Annotated in this window: 18 protein-coding genes; 7 read left to right on the top strand and 11 right to left on the bottom strand. The window is 58.7% G+C overall.

What is annotated here, in order from left to right:
- The first annotated feature begins 4 nt into the window (after positions 1–4).
- From BFV97_RS14245 to BFV97_RS14270, 6 genes are all read left to right on the top strand, one after another.
- Positions 5–1438, top strand: coding sequence for a mannose-1-phosphate guanylyltransferase/mannose-6-phosphate isomerase (locus tag BFV97_RS14245; RefSeq protein ID WP_069301066.1), 1434 nt, complete (start codon positions 5–7; stop codon positions 1436–1438).
- Between the two features lie 80 nt (positions 1439–1518).
- Positions 1519–2055, top strand: a complete 537-nt coding sequence (locus BFV97_RS14250; protein WP_069301067.1) for a hypothetical protein — start codon at positions 1519–1521, stop codon at positions 2053–2055.
- Positions 2052–3020, top strand: coding sequence for a glycosyltransferase family 2 protein (locus BFV97_RS14255; protein ID WP_069301068.1), 969 nt, complete (start codon positions 2052–2054; stop codon positions 3018–3020). Before BFV97_RS14250 ends, BFV97_RS14255 begins: the two co-directional genes overlap by 4 nt.
- Positions 3017–4144, top strand: coding sequence for a glycosyltransferase family 2 protein (locus tag BFV97_RS14260; RefSeq protein ID WP_069301069.1), 1128 nt, complete (start codon positions 3017–3019; stop codon positions 4142–4144). The genes BFV97_RS14255 and BFV97_RS14260 overlap by 4 nt, the downstream gene beginning before the upstream one ends.
- A 146-nt stretch (positions 4145–4290) precedes the next feature.
- Positions 4291–6621 (top strand): glycosyltransferase family 2 protein, encoded by a 2331-nt coding sequence (locus tag BFV97_RS14265; protein ID WP_069301070.1) that lies wholly within the window; start codon positions 4291–4293, stop codon positions 6619–6621.
- Complete coding sequence (locus BFV97_RS14270; RefSeq protein WP_069301071.1) at positions 6622–7488, top strand: ATP-grasp fold amidoligase family protein; 867 nt, start codon at positions 6622–6624, stop codon at positions 7486–7488. It abuts the gene before it with no gap.
- A gap of 20 nt (positions 7489–7508) precedes the next feature.
- Here the strand turns inward: BFV97_RS14270 and BFV97_RS14275 are convergent, their stop codons facing one another.
- From BFV97_RS14275 to BFV97_RS14310, 8 genes are all read right to left on the bottom strand, one after another.
- Complete coding sequence (locus BFV97_RS14275) at positions 7509–8708, bottom strand: hypothetical protein (RefSeq protein ID WP_069301072.1); 1200 nt, start codon at positions 8706–8708, stop codon at positions 7509–7511.
- Positions 8709–8724: 16 nt separating this feature from the next.
- The gene (locus BFV97_RS14280) at positions 8725–9573 is read right to left on the bottom strand and encodes a hypothetical protein (protein ID WP_069301073.1); all 849 of its coding nucleotides are present in this window, start codon (positions 9571–9573) and stop codon (positions 8725–8727) included.
- Positions 9574–9660: 87 nt separating this feature from the next.
- Complete coding sequence (gene galE / locus BFV97_RS14285; RefSeq protein ID WP_069301074.1) at positions 9661–10683, bottom strand: UDP-glucose 4-epimerase GalE; 1023 nt, start codon at positions 10681–10683, stop codon at positions 9661–9663.
- Positions 10684–10827: 144 nt separating this feature from the next.
- A complete protein-coding gene (locus BFV97_RS14290; protein ID WP_069301075.1) occupies positions 10828–11502 on the bottom strand; it encodes a sugar transferase in 675 nt (224 codons plus the stop codon).
- A 257-nt stretch (positions 11503–11759) separates the two neighbouring features.
- Positions 11760–12998 carry a type II secretion system F family protein gene (locus BFV97_RS14295; protein WP_069301076.1) on the bottom strand — a complete coding sequence of 413 codons (1239 nt, stop codon included), beginning with the start codon at positions 12996–12998 and terminating at the stop codon, positions 11760–11762.
- Positions 12995–14449 (bottom strand): GspE/PulE family protein, encoded by a 1455-nt coding sequence (locus BFV97_RS14300; RefSeq protein ID WP_069301077.1) that lies wholly within the window; start codon positions 14447–14449, stop codon positions 12995–12997. The genes BFV97_RS14295 and BFV97_RS14300 overlap by 4 nt, the downstream gene beginning before the upstream one ends.
- Positions 14450–14458: 9 nt before the next feature.
- Complete coding sequence (gene gspD / locus BFV97_RS14305) at positions 14459–16420, bottom strand: type II secretion system secretin GspD (RefSeq protein ID WP_069301078.1); 1962 nt, start codon at positions 16418–16420, stop codon at positions 14459–14461.
- 193 nt (positions 16421–16613) lie between these two features.
- Positions 16614–17030 (bottom strand): type II secretion system protein N, encoded by a 417-nt coding sequence (locus BFV97_RS14310; protein WP_069301079.1) that lies wholly within the window; start codon positions 17028–17030, stop codon positions 16614–16616.
- Between the two features lie 160 nt (positions 17031–17190).
- On the opposite strand from BFV97_RS14310, the gene BFV97_RS14315 reads away from it, so the two are divergent.
- Complete coding sequence (locus tag BFV97_RS14315; RefSeq protein WP_069301080.1) at positions 17191–17769, top strand: outer membrane protein assembly factor BamD; 579 nt, start codon at positions 17191–17193, stop codon at positions 17767–17769.
- Positions 17770–17978: 209 nt separating this feature from the next.
- Here BFV97_RS14315 and BFV97_RS14320 read toward each other — a convergent pair whose 3' ends face one another.
- The 3 genes from BFV97_RS14320 to BFV97_RS14330 all read right to left on the bottom strand — a co-directional run bounded on the left by BFV97_RS14320 (position 17979) and on the right by BFV97_RS14330 (position 20010).
- On the bottom strand, positions 17979–18323 hold the full coding sequence (locus BFV97_RS14320; protein ID WP_069301081.1) for a nuclear transport factor 2 family protein: 345 nt from the start codon (positions 18321–18323) through the stop codon (positions 17979–17981).
- A 139-nt stretch (positions 18324–18462) separates the two neighbouring features.
- Positions 18463–18930, bottom strand: a complete 468-nt coding sequence (locus BFV97_RS14325) for an SRPBCC family protein (RefSeq protein WP_069301082.1) — start codon at positions 18928–18930, stop codon at positions 18463–18465.
- 90 nt (positions 18931–19020) lie between these two features.
- On the bottom strand, positions 19021–20010 hold the full coding sequence (locus BFV97_RS14330) for an IS1595 family transposase (RefSeq protein WP_069301083.1): 990 nt from the start codon (positions 20008–20010) through the stop codon (positions 19021–19023).
- Positions 20011–20059 lie beyond the last annotated feature (49 nt).

Here is a 20059-nt window from a genome sequence, read left to right on the forward strand (position 1 = left end):
AGCAATGACTTTAACCATCACCCCCGTTCTTCTCGCCGGCGGCTCTGGCACGCGGCTTTGGCCGTTGAGCCGTAAATCCTACCCCAAGCAGTTCTCGCCGCTTCTGGGGGAGGAAAGCCTGTTTCAAGCCTCGGCCAAACGACTGTCGGGGGCGGATTATGCAGCCCCTGTGGTTCTGACCAACAATGCCTTCCGGTTTATTGTGACCGAGCAGCTGGCCAATGTGGGGATCGAACCGGCGGGCATCCTGATTGAACCCGAAGGGCGCAATACGGCACCTGCGGTTCTGGCGGCGGCTTTGTCGTTGCAGCAAAAAGATGCGGACGCCCTGATGCTGGTGGCCCCCTCCGATCACGTGATCCCCGATGTGGCGGCCTTTAACGCAGCCGTGGCTGCGGCGACCCAGGCAGCACAGGCCGGTGATCTCGTGACTTTCGGCATCACCCCGACACGGCCCGAAACCGGTTATGGTTATCTGGAGCTGGAGTCCGCGCCCGAAAACGGCGGCGCCCCCCGCCCTGTCAAACTGACCCGTTTCGTGGAAAAACCCGATGCAGAGCGGGCCTTGCAGATGCTCGCCGCAGGCAACTACCTGTGGAACGCAGGGATTTTCCTGTTTTCCGTCAAGACCATCATCCAAGCTTTTAAAGCCCATGCGCCATCCCTGATGGAACCGGTGCGCACTTCGGTTGAGAACGCGCAAAAGGATCTCGGCTTTACCCGCCTTGCCCCGGAACCCTGGTCACAGGCCGAGGATATTTCCATCGACTATGCGGTGATGGAAAAGGCGCAGAACCTGTCTGTGGTGCCTTATGCCAGCGGTTGGTCCGATCTGGGCGGCTGGGATGCGGTCTGGCTGAAAAGCGGACCGGATGAGAACGGGGTTGCCACCAATGGGGCTGCCACGGCAATTGACTGTAAGGACACCTTCTTACGCTCTGAATCCGAAGAACAAAAGATCGTCGGCCTCGGGTTGAACAACGTGGTGGCTGTGGCCATGCCTGATGCGGTTCTGGTGGCGGATAAATCCCGTGCGCAGGATGTGAAAACCGTGGTTGCCGCGCTGAAGGCACAGGGCGCAAAACAGGCGGAAACCTTCCCCCGCGATCACCGTCCCTGGGGCTGGTTCGAGAGCCTTGTTGTGGGCGAGCGTTTTCAGGTGAAACGCATCGTCGTACATCCGGGGGCGGCGCTGTCGCTGCAATCCCACCATCACCGCGCCGAACACTGGATCGTGGTGCAGGGCACGGCCAAAGTCACCGTCGACGAAGACGTCAAACTGGTGAGCGAGAACCAGTCTGTCTATATCCCGCTCGGCGCGGTGCACCGGATGGAAAACCCGGGCAAAGTGCCAATGGTGCTGATCGAAGTGCAAACCGGCAGCTATCTGGGTGAGGATGACATCATCCGCTATGAAGATGTCTATTCCCGCAGCTGAGCCCTTGCGTGATAATGTCTGGTTCCAGTGCGCTTTAAAATGCTCTAACAGGGGGTGAATTCTTAAGGGAGCCACCTCTCATGACCAATAATATCCGTCTTGGACCGGACGCCAATGCCAACCAGATCCTTCGGGTGTTGCGGGCGGAAAACCCTACCGGGGACATCCGGTGCGACACGCCGATTGCGCCTGGTGTGCTGTTTTCCTTTGATCCGGCAGGCACGCTCAAGGGCAGTCTGCTGGACAATGACGGCGCGATCCTGTCGTTTCGCGTCGAGAGCCTGAAAGACAGTCACTGGCTGGCCCTGCATGTGTCTCTCGGGGGCTTTGATCTGGACGGGATCGGGGTGATCGGCTTTATCTGCAAAAGCACAGCACCCTCGGCTGTGGCGATGAAAACCTGCATCAGGTCAGGCACAGAAGCAGGGTTTGTGGACTGTTTCTTTGACAAGCAGGTGGTGTCTTACGCACAGACCAGCACCCATCTTGATGCAATGGACGTGGAAGGACGCAAGAACCTGCCGACGCAGGCGCCTTGGCGGGATTTCATCCTGTTTCTGCCGCCGGACCGTCCGGTTGAGGCGACCTTGCAGGACCTGCGTTTCTTTTTCGTATGAAGCTCTCCCTTGTCATCCCTGTCTTTAACGATCCCGAAGGGGTGGGTCGGCTGCTGGCGCAGGTGGCGACGCTTGGGCTTTTTGCCGAAGTGGTCGTGATTGACGATGCCTCTGAAAACCGCAGCGATCCTGTCGCGCTCGGGCTGGACCCTGCCACCCTGCCCTTCAAGCTGAAATACCACCGCGTGCGCAAGAACCGCGGCGCCGGATATGCCCGTAACAAGGGTCTGTCCTTGTGCAGCGGCAGCCATGTGATCTTCTTTGACAGTGACGATCTGTTCACGGAGGGGTTCTCGCTGCTGGTTGCACGTCTTCAGGACCGCGAATTCGACTTTTGTATCTTCAAACATGTGGACAGCCGCGTGCGGGCGCAGGGCGGTTATGGTCTGTTGCCCAGCGATGAAGAGCGCTGGCAGAATGCCGGGGCCCGCGGTGCGCTCGGCACGCTGCCCCCAGAGGCTGCACAGATCCTCTGTACGGTGGCGGCTTATCCGTGGAACAAAATCTACCGCGTTGATTTCCTGCGGGAAAACAATATCCGCTGCACGGAAATTCCGGTGCATAACGATATTGAAATTCACTGGATGGGTTTTTTGCACGCGCAGACCATTCTCTATTCCGATCTGATCTGCTGTGAGCATTTCGTTGCTGAAGGCCAGAAACGGCTGACCAACCGGCGCGGACGGGAGCGTTTCGCGGTGACAGAGGCGCTGGTGGAGGTGCAAAAAGCCCTTGGCACCAACCCGCAGACCCGCAGTTTCATCGTCCCTTTCACCGGCTTTTATGTGGGATTGTTCCACTGGATCGAGGCACAGCTTGTGGAAGACCTTCACAGACCCTTCCGCGAATTGATACAGGATTTCCTGCGCCGGAACCTGCCTCTTGAACACTTTATCCGCGTCGTGGACACCGATCCCGAGCTTGGCTTGCGGATCAACCGGATTCTAAAAGGGCGACGGGCATGAGCGTTTCCTTTATCATCACCAGCTATAACATTGATCCCTATATCGAAAAATGCCTCAACAGTGTCGCGGAATCGGCCCGTGCAGGGGATGAAATTATCGTAGTCGATGACGGTTCCAGAGACCGGACCGTCGATATGGTCCGCAGCTTTATGGACCGCGCCGACCTGCCCGAAGGGGTTGATCTGGTGCCGGTGTTTCTGGGGGCCAATACCTTTGGCGGAGTGGGAATTGCCGCCAATATCGGTCTGGATCACGCCAGCCGCGATACGGTGTTCTTGGTGGACGGGGATGACTGGCTGAACCCTGCCAGCTTCAACACCTGCCGTGCGGTGTTCGAGCAGCGCGGGGTAGATTTTCTGCTGGTGAACTATCTGGAATACGACGAGTTGCTGGACGAGATTCGCCCGCCTTCGGATCAGGGGCGCTGGCAATTGTTGGACGCTGGCTTCACCCCGCAGCAACGGCGCGATTTTGCCCTGTCGATGATCGCCGTGCCCTGGCGCAAATTTTACCGGCGCGATTTCCTGAAGGGCCATAACCTGCGCTTCCCCGAAGGGGATTTCTTCTTTGAAGACAACCCCTTCCACTGGGCTGTATGCCGTGCTGCGAGCAATTTCTCTTTCTTCGATCAAGTGATCTGCTATCACCGCGTCAACCGGCCGGGCCAGACCATGGCTTCCACGGGTGCAGAATTGATGGCGTTTTTCACCCATTACGATCTGATCACTGCCGATCTGCCTGCGGACGATCCGGCGCTGAAAGTGGCAGCGATGCGCTGGCTGGTGAATAATATGTCTTGGCATTTGACCCGCCTGCGCTCCGCAGTGCTGCAGGCTTACGGGCAAGCCGCCGCCACCCGTATCCGCGCCTTTGACGAAAGCCTCTGGAACGATCACATCCTGACCGGATTTTCTCAAAGCCCGATGATTGATGCGCTTTTGTCCCTACGGGCCGGCGATCTGGCAGGGTTTGTCAGCGGCGTCAAGCTCGACAATCTCCAGCGCCAGCTAGAGACTTTGCACTATCAAATGTTGGAACAGGCAGAGACGGGCGCCGACACCCGCGCCCAGATCGACAGGCTGCGGGCGGTGCAGGAATTTGACGCGCTGACCCGTAGATCGTAGAACAGCTCGCAGGGATTGACGTAATGAGCGACGCAGCTTGCGGAATTTACCTCCCCTGTAAAACCCTTTAGGACAGAAGCGTCCACAACACGCTATTTTGCGGTGTGAGACCACAGCCTAATCATAATGGGAACAGGGACAAGAAGATGAATTTCCAGAAGATCCAGCGTGCTTATGCGGATATGCGCCGTATTCTCGAGACTGCAAACACGCGCCGCGGTCTGCTGACTGATATAGAATTAAAAACCCTTTACACAGCCCTTGATGCTACAGAAGAAGCCAATGATTTCGGCGCTATCATCTATCTTTACCAACGTCTGCTGCATCTCGGCGCTATACTGGATGAAGGACCGATGTCCCCCGAACGCCAGCGGTTCCATTTCCGCTATATCCGCGCCCTGCTGAAAACCTGTGACTTTGAAACCGGACTGGCTCATCTGAACAGGGCGCTGGAGCGTTTCCCCAGCAGTCTGGACCTGTGGACCCTGCAGCTGCATTACCTCTGGTTCAACCGCCCCTCCGATCTGGTAGAGATGGCGCGGGCGGGGCGGTTTGATGCACTGCCAAGCACCGGTCTGATCGGACTTTACGGAGAAATTTTTATCCTTGCAGGCCAGCACGATAGGGCCCGCGAGCTGGTCAACGGGGCCAACGCCGCCGGACAGGGTAGTCCTGACCTGTTGTTCCTGCAAATGAACAGCGAAACCGACTCCGCGCGCAAACTTTCGGCTTTCAACAGCTATCTGGCTCAGAACAACCTGCGCCCCCTGATGCTGCGGGACGACAGCCAGCCTATTGGCATCGATAATCTGGTGGCTGCCGACCCCGACGCCGATCACACCAGCGACGGGCCTTTAGTAACGGTGATCACCACCGCCTATGAATGTGCCGAGTATCTTGAGGTCTCTGCCCGCTCGATCCTGGACCAGTCTTACCGCAATATTGAACTGATACTGGTGGATGACTGTTCGGATGATGCGACACGGGCGAAGATTGCGGAACTGGCAGCACAGGATTCCCGCGTGGTGCCGGTTTACCGGAGCGAAAACGCTGGCACCTATATTGCCAAATCCGAAGCCTTCCGGCGCGCCAAAGGCGAATTCACCATCTTCCACGACAGTGACGATTGGGCCCATCCAGACAAGATCCGAAGCGAGGTCAAAGAGTTGCGCGCCAGCCCTAATTTGGTTTGCCTCGGGTCTTGTTGGGTGCGTATCAATGAAGACGCCCATATCCTGATGCAAATTTCAGGGAACTATGGCCATCCCGATCCGGCCGCCACGATGGTGCACACACAAGCCGTTCTGGAGCGTTGCGGCACGTTTGACCCGATCCGCACCGGTGCGGATACCGAATTCAAACGCCGTATCCAGCACACTTTCGGTCCTCGTAGTCTGCGTACAGATAGGCGGGTTCTGGTGCTCGGACGGCAACATGGGGAATCCCTGACCCAAAGCGGCACTTCCACCATGAAGAATTTTGGCTGGTCGGTGCCCCGTGCGCTCTACCGTGCCAGCTGGTTTGACAATTACGCCACCGGAAACCAAGACCGGAACCACTGGTCCCCCCTTGGCGTGCGCAAAATTCCGATTCCGGTGCAATATGATTTCGAGGACCTGCTGAAATTCGATCGGCTGGCCCGTCTGGGGCTGGACCAGAAATTCGAGGATATGATATTCGTGGTCCGCGGCCAGCATGCTAAACGGCATCTGACCCAGATCCATCGCCTGATCATGGGGTTGCACCACAACGGCTATCGCGTCGGGCTGTGGTTCGAAGATAAGGAGTGGGCCCATGAAACGTGGCAGGGCAAACACCTGCGCAAAATGGGACATCTGCACTATTATCACACGCTCGACAATCTGACCGGCAAGCTTTGCCTGTTGCTTGATAGCACCGACACCGGCGTCACTGCGCAAATCGTCGATCCGGACCAGTTGGAGAAGGATGGCACAGCCGAAGCGCCCCCGCCGCAGACTGTTGAAGGCTTCTCCCGTTTCCTGATTTCGCCCAACTGGACCCAGCATATGGAGACTCTGCAACAGGTGGCTTCCGTGGATGTTCTTGTATTCTCACGCCCCGATGTGCCCGGAACCACAGCGCTGCAAGGGACGGCTTTTGCCTTTACAACACAGCCCGCCCCCAAAGGCTGGCGGAATCTGCTGGGCAGCGGCAAAGGGCAGCCTGCCGATACACTGGTTCTGGTCCATGGCGGCTGGAGCGAGGAAGACATGATCGAAGCCGCAATGCTGGCCCGCCAGTTGGGCCGCCGCTTCCTGTTTGTCGACATCTTCGCAGAGGCTTTGATGAATCACGATCTATCCCGCGAGGGTGATTTCACCCTCTCCACCCCACTGGAACCGGCTGTTGGGGCCGACCTGATCCAGAAAATTTCCGTAGTGATTGCGGGCGATTATAAGACGGGGCAACCGCTGAACACCGGCTTCCGGCTGAACTTGTCCGCAAGGGGACTATGAATGAACACCCCGACCTATTCGCAATTCCTGAACCGCCGCACAATGATGTGGGCGACAGAGGCAAACAAGAGCCGGTTTGATGCCCCCACACAGGTGGAATTTGCGCAGTTAATTCATATCAACAGGAAGCACCAAGGCTATGAATTTGCGAAAAAATGCGGTGTAGCCTGCGTGCCCCATCAGGTGTTTAAAGATATTGACGCGGCCCTCGCCGGCCCACTTCCCGAACGCTTCGTAGTCAAACCCTTGGGCGGACATAGTTCTGCGGGCGTGTTTCTCATTGAGACCCGTTCCAATGGGCGTCTATGGTGTCACATGACCAATCGGGGCTTTGATACAAAGGAGGCTCTTGCTGCACGTTACAAAAAACGGCTGGCCAAGTCGGGCAAATTCAAGATGTCCGTGGAAATCCTGCGGGAGGATTATGTGGAAGACAGCCTCGGCTTTGATGTGCCGCTGGATTACAAGGTCTACGGGTTTTACACCGGCGCTGTACTGGTGATGCAACGCTATGCGCCGGTCCACTTGCCCTATGATCAATGGGCCTTCGTCATTTATGACCGCAACGGCACCGATCAAGGACAAATCCGCTGGAAAACCGACACACATCCGGATGTAAAATTATCCCTGCCCGATAACTTTGACGACCTCATCAAAGCCACCGATACGCTGGTCAGACAGGCGCGGGTGTCCTTTGTGCGCACCGATCTCTATTCCACCCCCAACGGGGTGGTTTTCGGTGAATTCACCCCTGTCCCCAATGCGGGCAAGGAAAGTTTTACACCGGAATATGAGACCCTACTCGGGCAGCACTGGCAGAACAGTATCGAAGAACTGGGCCTGACCTATTTCAAAAACGCCCCCTGACTTTAGAGACCCACCGCCATTCAGCCCTGTGGACCCTTGCCGAACTGTTCTGCCAGTTCATCTGCGCGGGCCTGCAGGGTTGCAAGTTCTGGCGTGTATTTGTCTTGCGGGGCTTTCAGTTCCAGTGTGGCGCGGGCCTGTTCTAATTTCTCGCGGGCTATGTTCTTCCGCTTCTCTGCGAAATCAAGGGCGGCTTCGGCCAGCAGGGCGCGGGCCCGTTCCAGTGCCAGCCCCTGCCGGTAATGGGTCAGCACATGGGCCAGTTGCGCGCCGAACAGGGCGCTGTCGTCCAACCGGTAGATATTGGGCACTTCGTCATAGCGGCTCCAGTCTGGGATCAGATCGCCCGCTTCCAGATCATCGCGGCGTTTGACCAGACGGGCGTTGGAACGGTTGAATCGCTCTTGCACCTCTTGTGCCATGGTAAGGCCGATCTGCAAGGATTCCTCCACCGGGATATTGCGCAGGTCAAGGGCGGCCGTCAGGTTGCCAAGTTCTGTGCGATGCTCTCCGAGGGCGTTGACCAGCCCCATGGTGCGCCAGTCGATCGCCTCGTTGTGATGGGGAACCGCGTTCAGACCGCTGCGGTCAATCCCGATCTCTTCCGCCAGATGAGCGGTGATACTGCTTTGCCGCAGGAAGGGCACGATGCGCAAGTGTTCCGCGCCGAACACCTCTTCCCAACGGGACACGATCTGGTCGTAGTTGAAATAGGCACTGTTTTCGCTGACCGATTTGCGGGTCAGGGCCGCAGGGGTCACGGGTTTACCCAGCCGCGCCCGCTGGGAGGCGCCGGAGACCAGCAGATCCACCTGCGGGCGCAGATGCAGATAGACGGTGATTTCAGTGAAATGGGGCGCAAGGAAATCCCGCACGCGGCGGATCATCCGCACTGTGGTAATTTTAGAGTGCAAATGCTCGTTTGAAATCACCCAGTGGCGGGCCTGCGGGTGGGCAGCGACCTCGGCGGCGAACTCTGCTTCAAGGGTCTTGCGGAAAGCGGCGTGGTCGTCCTTGGTGTGCACACCGTTGCGGCGGAAAGCCTCGTCCGGCTTGTCGCTGTCGCGCCCGTAAACCATCAGCTTGCGGTGGTTCACCTCGCCAAGGCTCTCGGGATAGATCACGCCTTGCTGCGCCAGCGCCTCACGGTTGCCCGCAAACCAGTGCTGGCAGCTGGTGGTTCCGGTTTTCGTCGTACCGATGTGCAAAGCAAGCTTCATGGGAATTCCGTTTCAGTTAAAGAGTGTTAAAATCTAGAAAGGTCAGACTGTCATCCGCCTTTATACGCGCCACATCCGCGGCGTAAACATCCGCCAGAACAGGTTTTTCCTCGGGCTTCCAGGGCCAGTAGCCCGGAAAACCCGGACCTCTCGGGTAGGCTTTGACCGCGGCGCGCACATCCTTGTGCAGCACCTTGCGTTTCTGGCTGAGTTCGCGCAATTCACGGATCGTGCGGTGGGAAAATCCGGGCCGTTCGGTTTTTTCCAGCAGGGTGAAACTGTCCGGTGCCAGCCCCGTCACACGAGACAACAGCGCCCGTTCGTTCCCTTTGAGATCCTCATACTGATAGACCAGAACCTCTGCCCCGTCGAAAGCCTCCTGAAGCCCTTTGAGCACAGGATACCACGCCAGTCTGTCCAGCGGGGTGCGCAGGAACTTGCGAAACATTTTGAACGGGGTGGATTTCAGCGTCTCGCAGTAAAGCGAGGGCAGATAGCTGGCAAAGGGGCGGATGCCGAAAACGATGGTCGGGCGCTCCAGCCCCAGATGATCCGCGAGCTTCCGGCTGCGCTCCGGCGCGGTGGTATAAAGACCCTCGGGGTGGCAGACATGCTGCACCAGCGCAGGCACATTCTCGTCAAACACCAGATTGGTGCCCTCCCAGTCCTGCCGGTAAACGCTCTGCCCCAGTTCCATATCCGTGCGCCCGTTCAACAGAGGACGGGTATAATCCGCGCGGAACCGGTCCAGCGCCACATAATGCACCCGCCCCGCCGCCAACACCTCTTGGGACAGATCAAGGCTCTTTTGCAAGAAGGTGGTGCCGGTTTTATGGGCGCCGAGCCACAGGATATTGCGTGCCAACCGTTTATGCTCCAGCCGTTTGCATCTGCGTGATACTCTAGAAGAAGTGCCGCTTGCGGGACAAGGTTAATGGGATCAGGGGAAAACTCAGCTTGTGGGGTCCGCCTGCCCGCTTTCGCGCCAGCTGTCGATGCACATCTCGGCCAGACCGAGTTCTGCCTCAAATTCCAGCACCTCCCGCGCGAGGGTCACATCCGCATAACAGGTGCCCACATCGCCCGGACGCCGGTCTGCCATCTCGTAAGGCACCTCACGCCCGCAGGCTTTGGCGAACTCGCGGATCATATCCAGAACCGAATACCCCGTTCCCGTGCCCAGGTTCACCGTATGGCTTTCATTGGTGCGGATCAGCGCATCAAGGGACAGCACATGGCCGCGGCACAGGTCGGTGATGTGGATATAATCCCGTACGCCGGTGCCGTCAGGCGTGTCATAGTCATTGCCAAACACCATCAGATGGGGCCGCGTGCCCACGGCCACTTCCAGCAGGCGGGGCATCAGGTTTTCCGGCGGGTTGTTCCCCGATTTCGGGCTTTGATATAGCAGCCCCGAAGGATGCACGCCAGCAGGGTTGAAATAGCGCAGGATGCCGATGGTCCAGTCCGGATGGGCCACCTGCATCTGACCCAACATCATTTCCCCCATCAGTTTGGTCAGGCCATAAGGGTTGGTCGCACCCAGCGGGGCTGTTTCGGGGATCGGCTGTTCTTCCGCATCGCCGTAAACCGTGGCGGAAGAGGAAAACACGATCCGTTTCACATCATGCTTTTCCATGGAGCCCATCAGGTTGATCAGACCGCCGGTGTTATTGTCAAAATACATCTGCGGCTTGGCCACAGACTCCCCCACCGCCTTCAGAGCGGCGAAATGAATCACGGCCTCAAAATCATGTTTCTCAAACACCGCGTCCAGCGCGGCCTTGTCCATCAGATCGCAATCATGGCAGTCCACCTTGCGCCCCGTCAGCTGCGCCAGCCGCGCCGGCGTGTCCTGATCCGCATTGGCGAAATTATCCAGAATCACAGGATGATAGCCCGCTTCGTGCAGGGCGACAAACGTATGGGCGCCGATATAACCCGCGCCGCCGGTCAAAAGGATTTTCTGAGTCATGAATTGGATGCCTTGCCTGTTGCCCGAAAGAATATGCTGCTTATATGCTCAAAAACCTGCCGGAGATAAAGAGCCCAGACGCCCCATATAACACCGGATCCGTCCGGAGAGGCCCCCTTTGCGGAGAGGCGGATTTTACAGGGGTCAGAGTTTGGTTTTGGTGTCCACATTGCACAGCCGCTGGCACACGAAAACCATCGTTTTTACAATGATATAGAATTCAAGGCGAAAGCCGGAACGCCGGATATATTCCAGATCCCATTTCAGCTTGCGCGCGGTGCCCACTTCGTCGCTGGTGTAGCCGTATTTCAACTGGGCCAGTCCGGTGATGCCCGGACGTACCTGCTGGCGGGCGGCATAGCCCGGAATAGCGGCAGTATATTGTTTGTAAAATTTTACCTGTTCGGGGCGCGGGCCGACCATGCTCATCTGACCGAGCAGCACATTGAGGATCTGGGGCAGTTCGTCAATGCGTGAGGCGCGCATGAAACGACCCAGCCGGCGGATGCGGGCCTGTTCTTCGGTGGCAAAACGGGATTCCACGTTTTTGCCTTCCATGGTACGGAATTTATAGATGCGAAAGGTTTCCCCGTCCCGCCCGACCCGTCTCTGAGAATACATCACCCGTCCGCGATTCAAATAGGGGTTGAGAACAAAGAGAATACAGGCAATCAAAACAAAAATCGGCAGCAGCGCCAGCGAAAATCCCAGATCCACCAGCCGTTTGACAATCTTGAATTTCAGTGTCGCCGAAGACGGAACTCTGTCGACAACCGGACTTGCGTGCAAAAAATCTGTACTGAATTTCTCAATAGTCAAAAAGCACCCTCACGGTTGTGCGTTCCAATAATTTTCACTGGTTCAAGTATGTATTACGGCCCGTTCTATCCGGTGCTTTATAACACTTAAACCCTGCTCAGTATGGAATGTTGTTTACGCCCCTGATTGTGCTGATTCAGCACGCTCATCTTATCATTCAAATGTGATGTTTCAAGAATCTCTGTGATCGGCGTCACTCTACCAGAGGATTTATGCCGAATCCAACCCCTGCCCTGATCTAAAACCTGTTTTCGCACCTACCCGGCGATCACCGATTGCAGGTCGAAGATGGGCAGCAGAACCGACAGCACAATGACCAGAACCATTGTGCCCACAAACATCATCAGCATCGGGTCCAACAACGCGGTAAAGCGTTTGCGCGCGTTGCCCGCCCATGTCTCTACCAGATGGGCGGCCCGTTCGGACATACGCGCCAGCCGCGCCGAAGCCTCGCCCGCATTTACCAGTTGTGCCGCCACTGGCGGGATCAGGGTCAAATGGCGCAGGGCGCTCGACAGGCTCTCGCCGGAGCGCACGGCCTCGCTCACCAGATCAGCCTGAACCCGGAAACGGGTGATGGTCATGACTTCGGCCGCATGGGTGGTGGCATCCAGAATGGTCTGACGGCTGGCAATGATCAGCGCCAGCGTGCGCAGGTATTGCGCTGCGGCCGAGAGGCGGATCAACCGCCCGAGCACCGGCACCCGCAACAATACCCCGTGCCAGCCATCGCGGAACCGGGGCAGGCGCAGGGCCAGACGGAAGGCAACAAGACAGCCCGCCGCCCCGAGCAGCAACACCAGCCAGTGATCCTGTATCCAGTCGCTGATCCCCAGCATTACCCGCGTAAGTTGTGGCAATTCGCGCCCCGAGACCTCGAACATCGAGACGATTTCAGGGGCCACATTGATCATCAGAATGGCACAGACCACAATCGACACCGCCGCCACGAAAGCAGGATAAATCAGCGCCGTGGCAATCTGGGCCCGATCCGATCCGGCGTTTTCGAGATAGGTGGCCAGTTCTTCAAACACCGCCGCCAGATCACCCGAACTCTCGCCTGCCCGCACAGCGGCAATATAATAGGGCGGCAACCCCATATCGGCCCGCTCCAGCGCATCGGACAGGGGCAATCCTTCCAGCACAGCGGCCTTCAATTCAATCGCGACCGTGTTGACCGGACCCGCCACGCCCGAGGCCCGCACCGCATCAAGGGCGGCGTCGCTTGGCAGGTCGGCCGCTAACAGCACCGCCATCTGGCGGGTGAACACCGCGCGCAAATCCGCGCCCAGCCGGTTGCGTTTCGCCCCGAACAATCCGCCACCTGCCTTGCCAGATCCCTTGCCCGCCCGCCGCGCAGGGCGCAATTCGATCTGGCTGGCAAAGAGGCTCTTTTCTTTCAGCAGACTGGCGGCATGGGACTCGCTCTCTGCGATAATCACACCGTCCTTGCGTTTCCCTGTGTCGGAATAGGCGGTGTATTTATAAGTGTTCATACCGTGTCACCAACCACGCGCAGGGTTTCGGACAGGGTGGTACGCCCCAGCGCAACTGCCTCCATCCCCTGCCCCAGCAGGGTGAATTGCGGTTCCAGCGACAGGCCCACAAGCTGTTGTTCGGAGGCCCCCTTGTCGATGGCATTGCGCAGGGCTTCGGTGACGGGGACGATTTCAAATATCCCCACACGGCCCGCATAGCCGCTGTCGTTACAAGCCTCACAGCCCGTTGCATCCCAGACCTGTTCGGGGGCGGCAATCTCGGATGCGTTAAACTGGTCCGCTTCGGCAGCGGTCGGTTGGCGCGGTGTCTTGCAGCTTTCACACAGGCGGCGCAGCAATCGCTGGGCAATCACACCGCGCAGGGTCGACGCAATCAAGAAGTCATCAAGCCCGAGATCGCGCAGCCGCACCACCGCCCCGACAGAGCCATTCGCATGGAGCGAGGAAAACACCAGATGCCCCGTCAGCGCAGCCTGTGCCGCAATGCTGGCGGTTTCCGTGTCGCGGATTTCCCCCACAAGGATCACATCAGGGTCCTGACGCAGCGTGGCGCGCAGTCCGGCGGCAAAGGTCATGCCGATGTCAGAGTTGATCTGGCTCTGTGACACACCGGGCAAATCATATTCGATCGGATCTTCCACGGTGACGATGTTGCGCTCGTCCCGATTGGCCAGTTGTAACAGGGAATAGAGCGTGGTGGTCTTGCCCGATCCGGTTGGCCCCGTGGCCAGAATAATCCCGTTGGGCAGGGCCGAGAGCCGCTCCAGTATCTCGATATGGCGGGGTTTTAACCCGAGACCGTCCAGCGGCATCAACCCCGCAGAACGGTCGAGCACCCGCAACACCACCCGCTCGCCATAGTTTCCGGGCAGGGTGGAGACCCGCGTATCAATGGCACGGCCCCCCAGACGCAGGGCAATGCGCCCGTCCTGTGGCAGACGGGTTTCGGCAATATCCAGATTGGCCATAACCTTGAGACGGGAAATCACCCGGCGCACCGGCACGTCATTGCGGTCAAGCACGGTTTGCAGAAATCCGTCGATGCGCAACCGCGCCCGCAAGCCGCCCTCATGGGGTTCCACATGCAAATCGGATGCGCCCGATGTCACCGCGCGGCGCAACAACTGGTTCACAAGCTGGATCACGGGGGCCTCGGTGCTGTCTTCCAGCAGGTCGCGCGGTCCCCCTGTGCCCGCCCCGTCTTCCAGATCGAACAATAACTCGTCGGTGCCGTCATCCACCGCATTGCTTTGGTAAAGGGACGCCAGCCTGCGGTCGAATTCTTCCTGTGTCAGGGGATGGGGTTTGGTGGCGGGGGGCGCACGGCGGGCTGCTTCGCGCAGGCCGAACACCGAGGCTTGGGGGCCATAGACCAGTCGCGCCCCGTCCATCGCCACCTGATGGTCGCGGGCAAAGGAGAACGGCAGGCGGGACGGATCAGCGGACATGGACCGAGCCTATTTGAATTCCAGTCGGGAAGGCAACGCAGGAAAGGCACGGGTCTGGGCGATACTGTCCACAAACCCCGCATCAAAGGGCTGGTTCAGATCCGCCCCGTCAAAGGGAAATTCCCCGTTCGGGGTGCGGGGATAGCGCCCGTCGTCCTTGGGCTGGATCACCTTGCTGGCTCTTTTTGCCTCGCGGGCGACTTCACGGGTGATGCGTTTGGCCTCGGCATCCGAACCGATCACACGGGGACGCAGCAGCACCAGCAAAACCCGCTGGTTCTTGGAGGCATTCTTGCCGCGGAACAAACCACCGATTACCGGCATATCCCCAAGGCCCGGCACCTTCTGACTGACCGTACCCGAGCCGTCTTCGAGCAGGCCGCCAAGCATGATGACATTGCCATCCCGCACCAGCACATTGGTAGACAGTGTACGTTTGGCGGTAATCTCGCCGCCGGCTTGGGACGACGAATTGGTCAGGTTCGACACTTCCTGTTTCACGGCCATCAACACGGTGTTTTCCGCCGTGATCTGCGGTGTCACCTGTAGGGTCAGCCCCACATCCTGCCGCTCGATAGTCTGGAACGGGGTCTGGGGCACAGCACTGTCCCCGACAGTGGCAAAACTGCCGGTCACAAAGGGCACATTCTGCGCCACGACGATTTCGGCTTCCTGATTGTTCAGGGTCATGATCGAAGGGGTCGACAGCAGTTTGGTCGAGTTCTTCGAGGCCACGGCGGTCAGGAACCCGCCGATGCCATTGTCCCCGTTCCGCTTGATCGCCCCGATGCTGCCCCCGTTGCCCGGATCAACCACCGTGCCCGACAGGGCGCCGCTGACCGCAGAGGTCAGGGTCGGACGGCCCTGCAGCGAAAACTGCACCCCGCCCGCAATGGCATCATCCAGCAAAACACCGAATTGCACCGACAGGTCCGAGAAATTCTCCACCGACATTTCAAAGATCACCGCTTCGATCAGCACCTGTTTGGGGCGGCGGTCAAGGGCCCGCACCGACAGGACGATGGAATGGATCTGGTCTTGCGGGGCGGTGATCAGCAGGGTGTTGGAGCGGGGCTCGGCCACGATGTTCACACTGCCCGTGACGGCTTCATCGCCGTTTTGTGCCACGAAAGAGGCCCGCACCACTTCGGCCAGAGACGCTGCATTGGCATAGCTGAGCTCGACCACGCGGGTCGCCATAGAGCGTTGCGGCTGGTCCAGTTCGACGACGATGTCGCGGATACGGTCACGGAACTGCTGGGGTCCGGCCACCACCAGCGCATTGACCCGCCGGTCCGCCGACAAAGACGCCCCCACAGGGGTGACTTCAAGGGACTGGATCACCTGCAACAGCTCGGCTGCACTGGCATGGCGCATGCGGATGGTTTCGATCGGCTGGCTGCGGGGCTGGTCGAGCCGTTTGACAAGGGCAGCAATCCGCAACTGGTTTTCACGCCGGTCCGACAGGATCATCAGACCCGCCCCCGGCACAGTAGAGAGCACCGCTTCTTGTGGCAGCAACGGGCGGATCACCTCGGTGACTTCTTCAAGGGGTACATTCACCACCGGCAGCACGCGGGTTTCATACCCCCCGCCGGTCAGCCCTGCCGATTGGCCGGGTGCGAGTTCGCGGGCGATGCCGATGGGCACGATCCGGTCCGCCCCGACCCCTTCCACGATGGTCAGCCGGTTCAGTTCCAGCACGTTGAGAAAGATTTCATAGATCGCTTCGGGGGGGACTTCGTTCGGGGCCAGCACCGTCACGGTGCCGTTGATCTGGGGATCAAGAATAAAGCTGCGTCCGGTGGTTTCAGAGACGATTTCAACAAAACGCTGCAAATCCGCATCCCGCAGATCCAGCGCCACCTGCGCGCGTGCAGGCATAGGGGCCAGAACTGCAAGTGTCACCACCGCCATCACCGCGCAGAACCATGCGGCCGCAAGGGCCGTCACACAACGGGTATATCTCATCGTATCTTTACCACTCGGTTTTCTGCCTTTCCCCGGTGGTCGGTCACATTGGACAGCAGACCCGCCGCGCGCCCCGGGGTTTCCTGCCACTATTCGCGCGTGCCCTTCAAAAAGCAATGAAATTCCCTGTGTGACGGGGGTTTGCCGCTGATCTGTTGCAGTTTTGGACAGGCGTGGCAGGGGTCAGCCCCGATCAGTTTTCCTCAAAAGCGATCATCTGGCGGCCCTGCGGGGTTTGCAGCTCTACTCCGGCCCGTGTGATTTCCTGCACCAGCACACCGCCGGGCAGTTCGTCGCCCTTGCGCAGCAGATGCTCTCCATCCGGTCCGGCCACAATCGCCCAGGCACTGCTGGCGCTCGCGAACAGACCTGTCAGTGTGTAATCAAGGTTCACCACCACCTCTTCGGGTTCGGGGGGCGGCGGCGGCGCAACCGCATCGGGCACAAAAACCCCAAAGGCATCCGGCCAGGGCACTATGTCTTGCGGCGCAACAGCGTCCCGCGCCACGGCAACCCGCTCCGGTGCGATCCGCGCGTCCGCCACGGGTGGGCCGCCTGCAAACAGTGTCAGCCCCAAATGCCCAGCCCCATAGCCCGCAGCAATAGCCATCACAAAACCGGTCAGGGTGGAAAGACGTGGGATGGTGTGTCTCCTTTAAGACAATCAAACACTTATATCGGGGCGTTCATCCCCTCTTATAGACAGGGCAAACACACCGCTGCTAGGCTTTTGACAACAACAAGGCCCGAAAAGGGCGGACGAGGTAAAGATGCAGCAGTTTCCACATACGCCGCGCGGCCCTGTCGCGCCCACAAAATCCGTTTCCGTAAAATCCGTGTCCAACCGCCTGATCGCCTACGGGCTTGGCGCGGTGGTCCTGTTTACCGCCGCCTGTGCGGTGGAACCCAGTTCCAAAGGCAAGAATTTCAAGGGGCGCTATCTGGTGGCCCGCGATGCGCTGGAAAGCGGGTCCTATAAGAAAGCCATCAGCAGCTATAAGACCATGATGCCCGAAGCCGGCCCGCTTGAGGCCCGCCTGCGTCTGGAATATGCCCATTCGCTGCTGCGTTCGGATAAATTCATCGAAGCAGGCCGCGAAGCCCGTCTTGTGGCCGCCAACCAGCAGGGCGACGGCCGTCTTGCCGCCCTTGCCGTGCAAGGCACCGCAGATCATGAAGCCGCCAAGGCCGCACTGGCCGCAGGACAGAATGATACCGCCACCAAGGCCCGTCTGGCCGCCGCCGGATCCGCTCTTGATGCGGTGCTGGAACAGGCAGAGATTTTTGACCCCCTTGGCACGCTGGCCAGCCGCCGCGCCGAGATCAAAAACACGCTGGCTGGACTGTAGGAAAACAACACACCTCCCCCCTGAAACAGAAACGGCCGGATCATTGCTGATCCGGCCAAGTCCTGTTGGACTGTTTTTTAGAACGGCAACGCGATGGGGGGAGGGTATCACGCACCGTTATTTTTTAGGGGGTGTCCGTAAACCGTGTTGGTCCGCTATGCCGGACGAAGCGGTATTCCGCATCCAAAAGTTCTTTCAATAGGAGAGCGCTACTCTTCTGGTGTTTGCTGGTGAGCCAGGAGAACCCATCTCCCATCGCTCTTCACATATGTGCTGGCGCAAAGAGCGATGTAGGAATCTTCGCCAACTCTTTTGCCAGTTGCCTTGTAGGCAAGGACAATTGTATCGCCCAAGCCGGTTTCCGTTTTTTGCTCGAAATCAACAGATAGCCAACGAGGTCCTTTTTTCAGAGCCTCAACTATTTCGTTGCCTGCGAGAATACCAACCGGAGACGGAAAAACCATTCGGGCATCCGATGCCATCGAGCTTTCGTAGAAGTCCGGTCCATCGAGCCAGAAGCTGTTCTCCATTTTCCAAAGCGTTTTAAAGTTCATTCTCGATCCTCCTTGAAGTGCTGATACCATGCCCATGCCGCGAGCGCATCATGCGACAAGGCGGGCTCAAGCCGGACTCCGGCTGCGCACGCAAACAAGGCCAGGAGTGAGAGATGCAGCGGGCGTCCCGGCTGCGGACTTAACAGCCGTTCGGTGCGTGGTCTTTTACGACGTTGATTTTAACGCCGTGTTCGAGCATCGCTTTCGCGGCGACGATCACCTGATTAAAGCCCCCAGTTGAATCGACAGCCTTTGCAGCGACTTCTTCCAGCGAGCCTTCAAAGCCACTTTCGACAATCTCAAGGAACGTAGTTCCGTCGCTTTGCGGCGTGAATTTCCATTCAACGCGAGTTGATTTTTCTCCGGCAGTCCATTGTATATCAAGGCGTGCATCCTTCTCAAAATTAACGACTTTTACGTCAATTTTTGGGTCGTCATCGCTTGTCCCCACCTGCCACTCAACAGTCGCGCCCTCTTCAAGGCGGCCGCTGCTCTTGGGGAACCAGAATTTGGTCATTTGGTCGGGATTTACAAACGCCTCGAACACCTCGTCGACCGGACGGCGGATTAGCATTTTTGCAGTAGCTTTGATTTCTTGGTTTGACATGAGGCATCTCCAAATTTCGATGGCATCATAGCACACACATCAAAGAACTGTAGGTTTGGGCTCGAAGCAGACCTCTGTGCGACACCTTGTCTACGAGGCACGGACAATCTCCGCCGGGCGCATACCCGCCAGCCGCACTTCCAGCCAGCGGATGTAGCCGCTGAGGTTCTTCGTGGCCGGTCCGCAGAAGGGCTTGATGAATCTTTTGTAGCGGGCATGGAGCGAGTTCACGTTCTGGATGTGATAGCATCCTGAGGCCACTCGCGTGCCGGGCTTGCTGCCCACCACGAAGTGCTCGAGACCGCCTGCTGCTGCGACGTTCTTGTAGCCGGTGGCGCCGTCGGAACAGAGCACGGCATCGCTCGGAACCAGCGGCTTCACGGCGCGCTCGAGCGTCACGCTCTTGCGGTTCGGCAGGCGTCGGAAGAGGCGCGTGCCGCCGCGGTCGGCGACGGTGAGAATGGGGAGCTGCCACTTCGAGAGGCCTCGCATCATCTTCAGTCCCTGCGTCGTGAAGTCCTCCCACCTGGGGCGGGGCGGCGGTGCGACTTTCTTCGGATCTGCGAAGTGCCGGACCCATTCGCGAGAACCCTTGCGCGATTCCCGCTGGAAAGTCTCATCCGCCTCCACGATACCAGAGAAGCTCACGGTTGAGCTGCTGCCAATGATGGAAAACACCAGCATTCGCCAGCGCCAGACCGTGTATTTGTTGAGTCTAAGCCGCCGCGCGAGCTTGCGCACAGACTGCGGTGCGGCGGTGCCCAGCATATCCCTCAGCGCGACCATGAACAGGTCCGGGCGATGGAGTCGGCCAATGGCGCTGCCCGTTCTGCCCGAATAGGTTTTCCGGCAGCCAGTGCAGCGGTAGCGCTGGATCTTGGTCCGGGTGCGGCCCCACTTCTGCCGGCGCTCATCGCCGCAGAAAGGGCATTTGAGATCTTGGTTTGTCCGTGCTTCGATCTCCGAGATCGCCTCGGTCTTCTGACGGAGATCCCTGATCTTCGACTGGGCGTCCTCGATCTGGGCCGGGTTCAGGCGGTCGATTGCATTGAGAAACCGGCGAAAGTCGTGGTGCAGCATGGGTATCCTCCGCGTAAAGAGCCGAGTGATATAGGCCTTTCTGCGAAAT

The organism is Neptunicoccus sediminis, assembly GCF_001719615.1.
Taxonomy (GTDB): Bacteria; Pseudomonadota; Alphaproteobacteria; order Rhodobacterales; family Rhodobacteraceae; genus Amylibacter; species Amylibacter sediminis.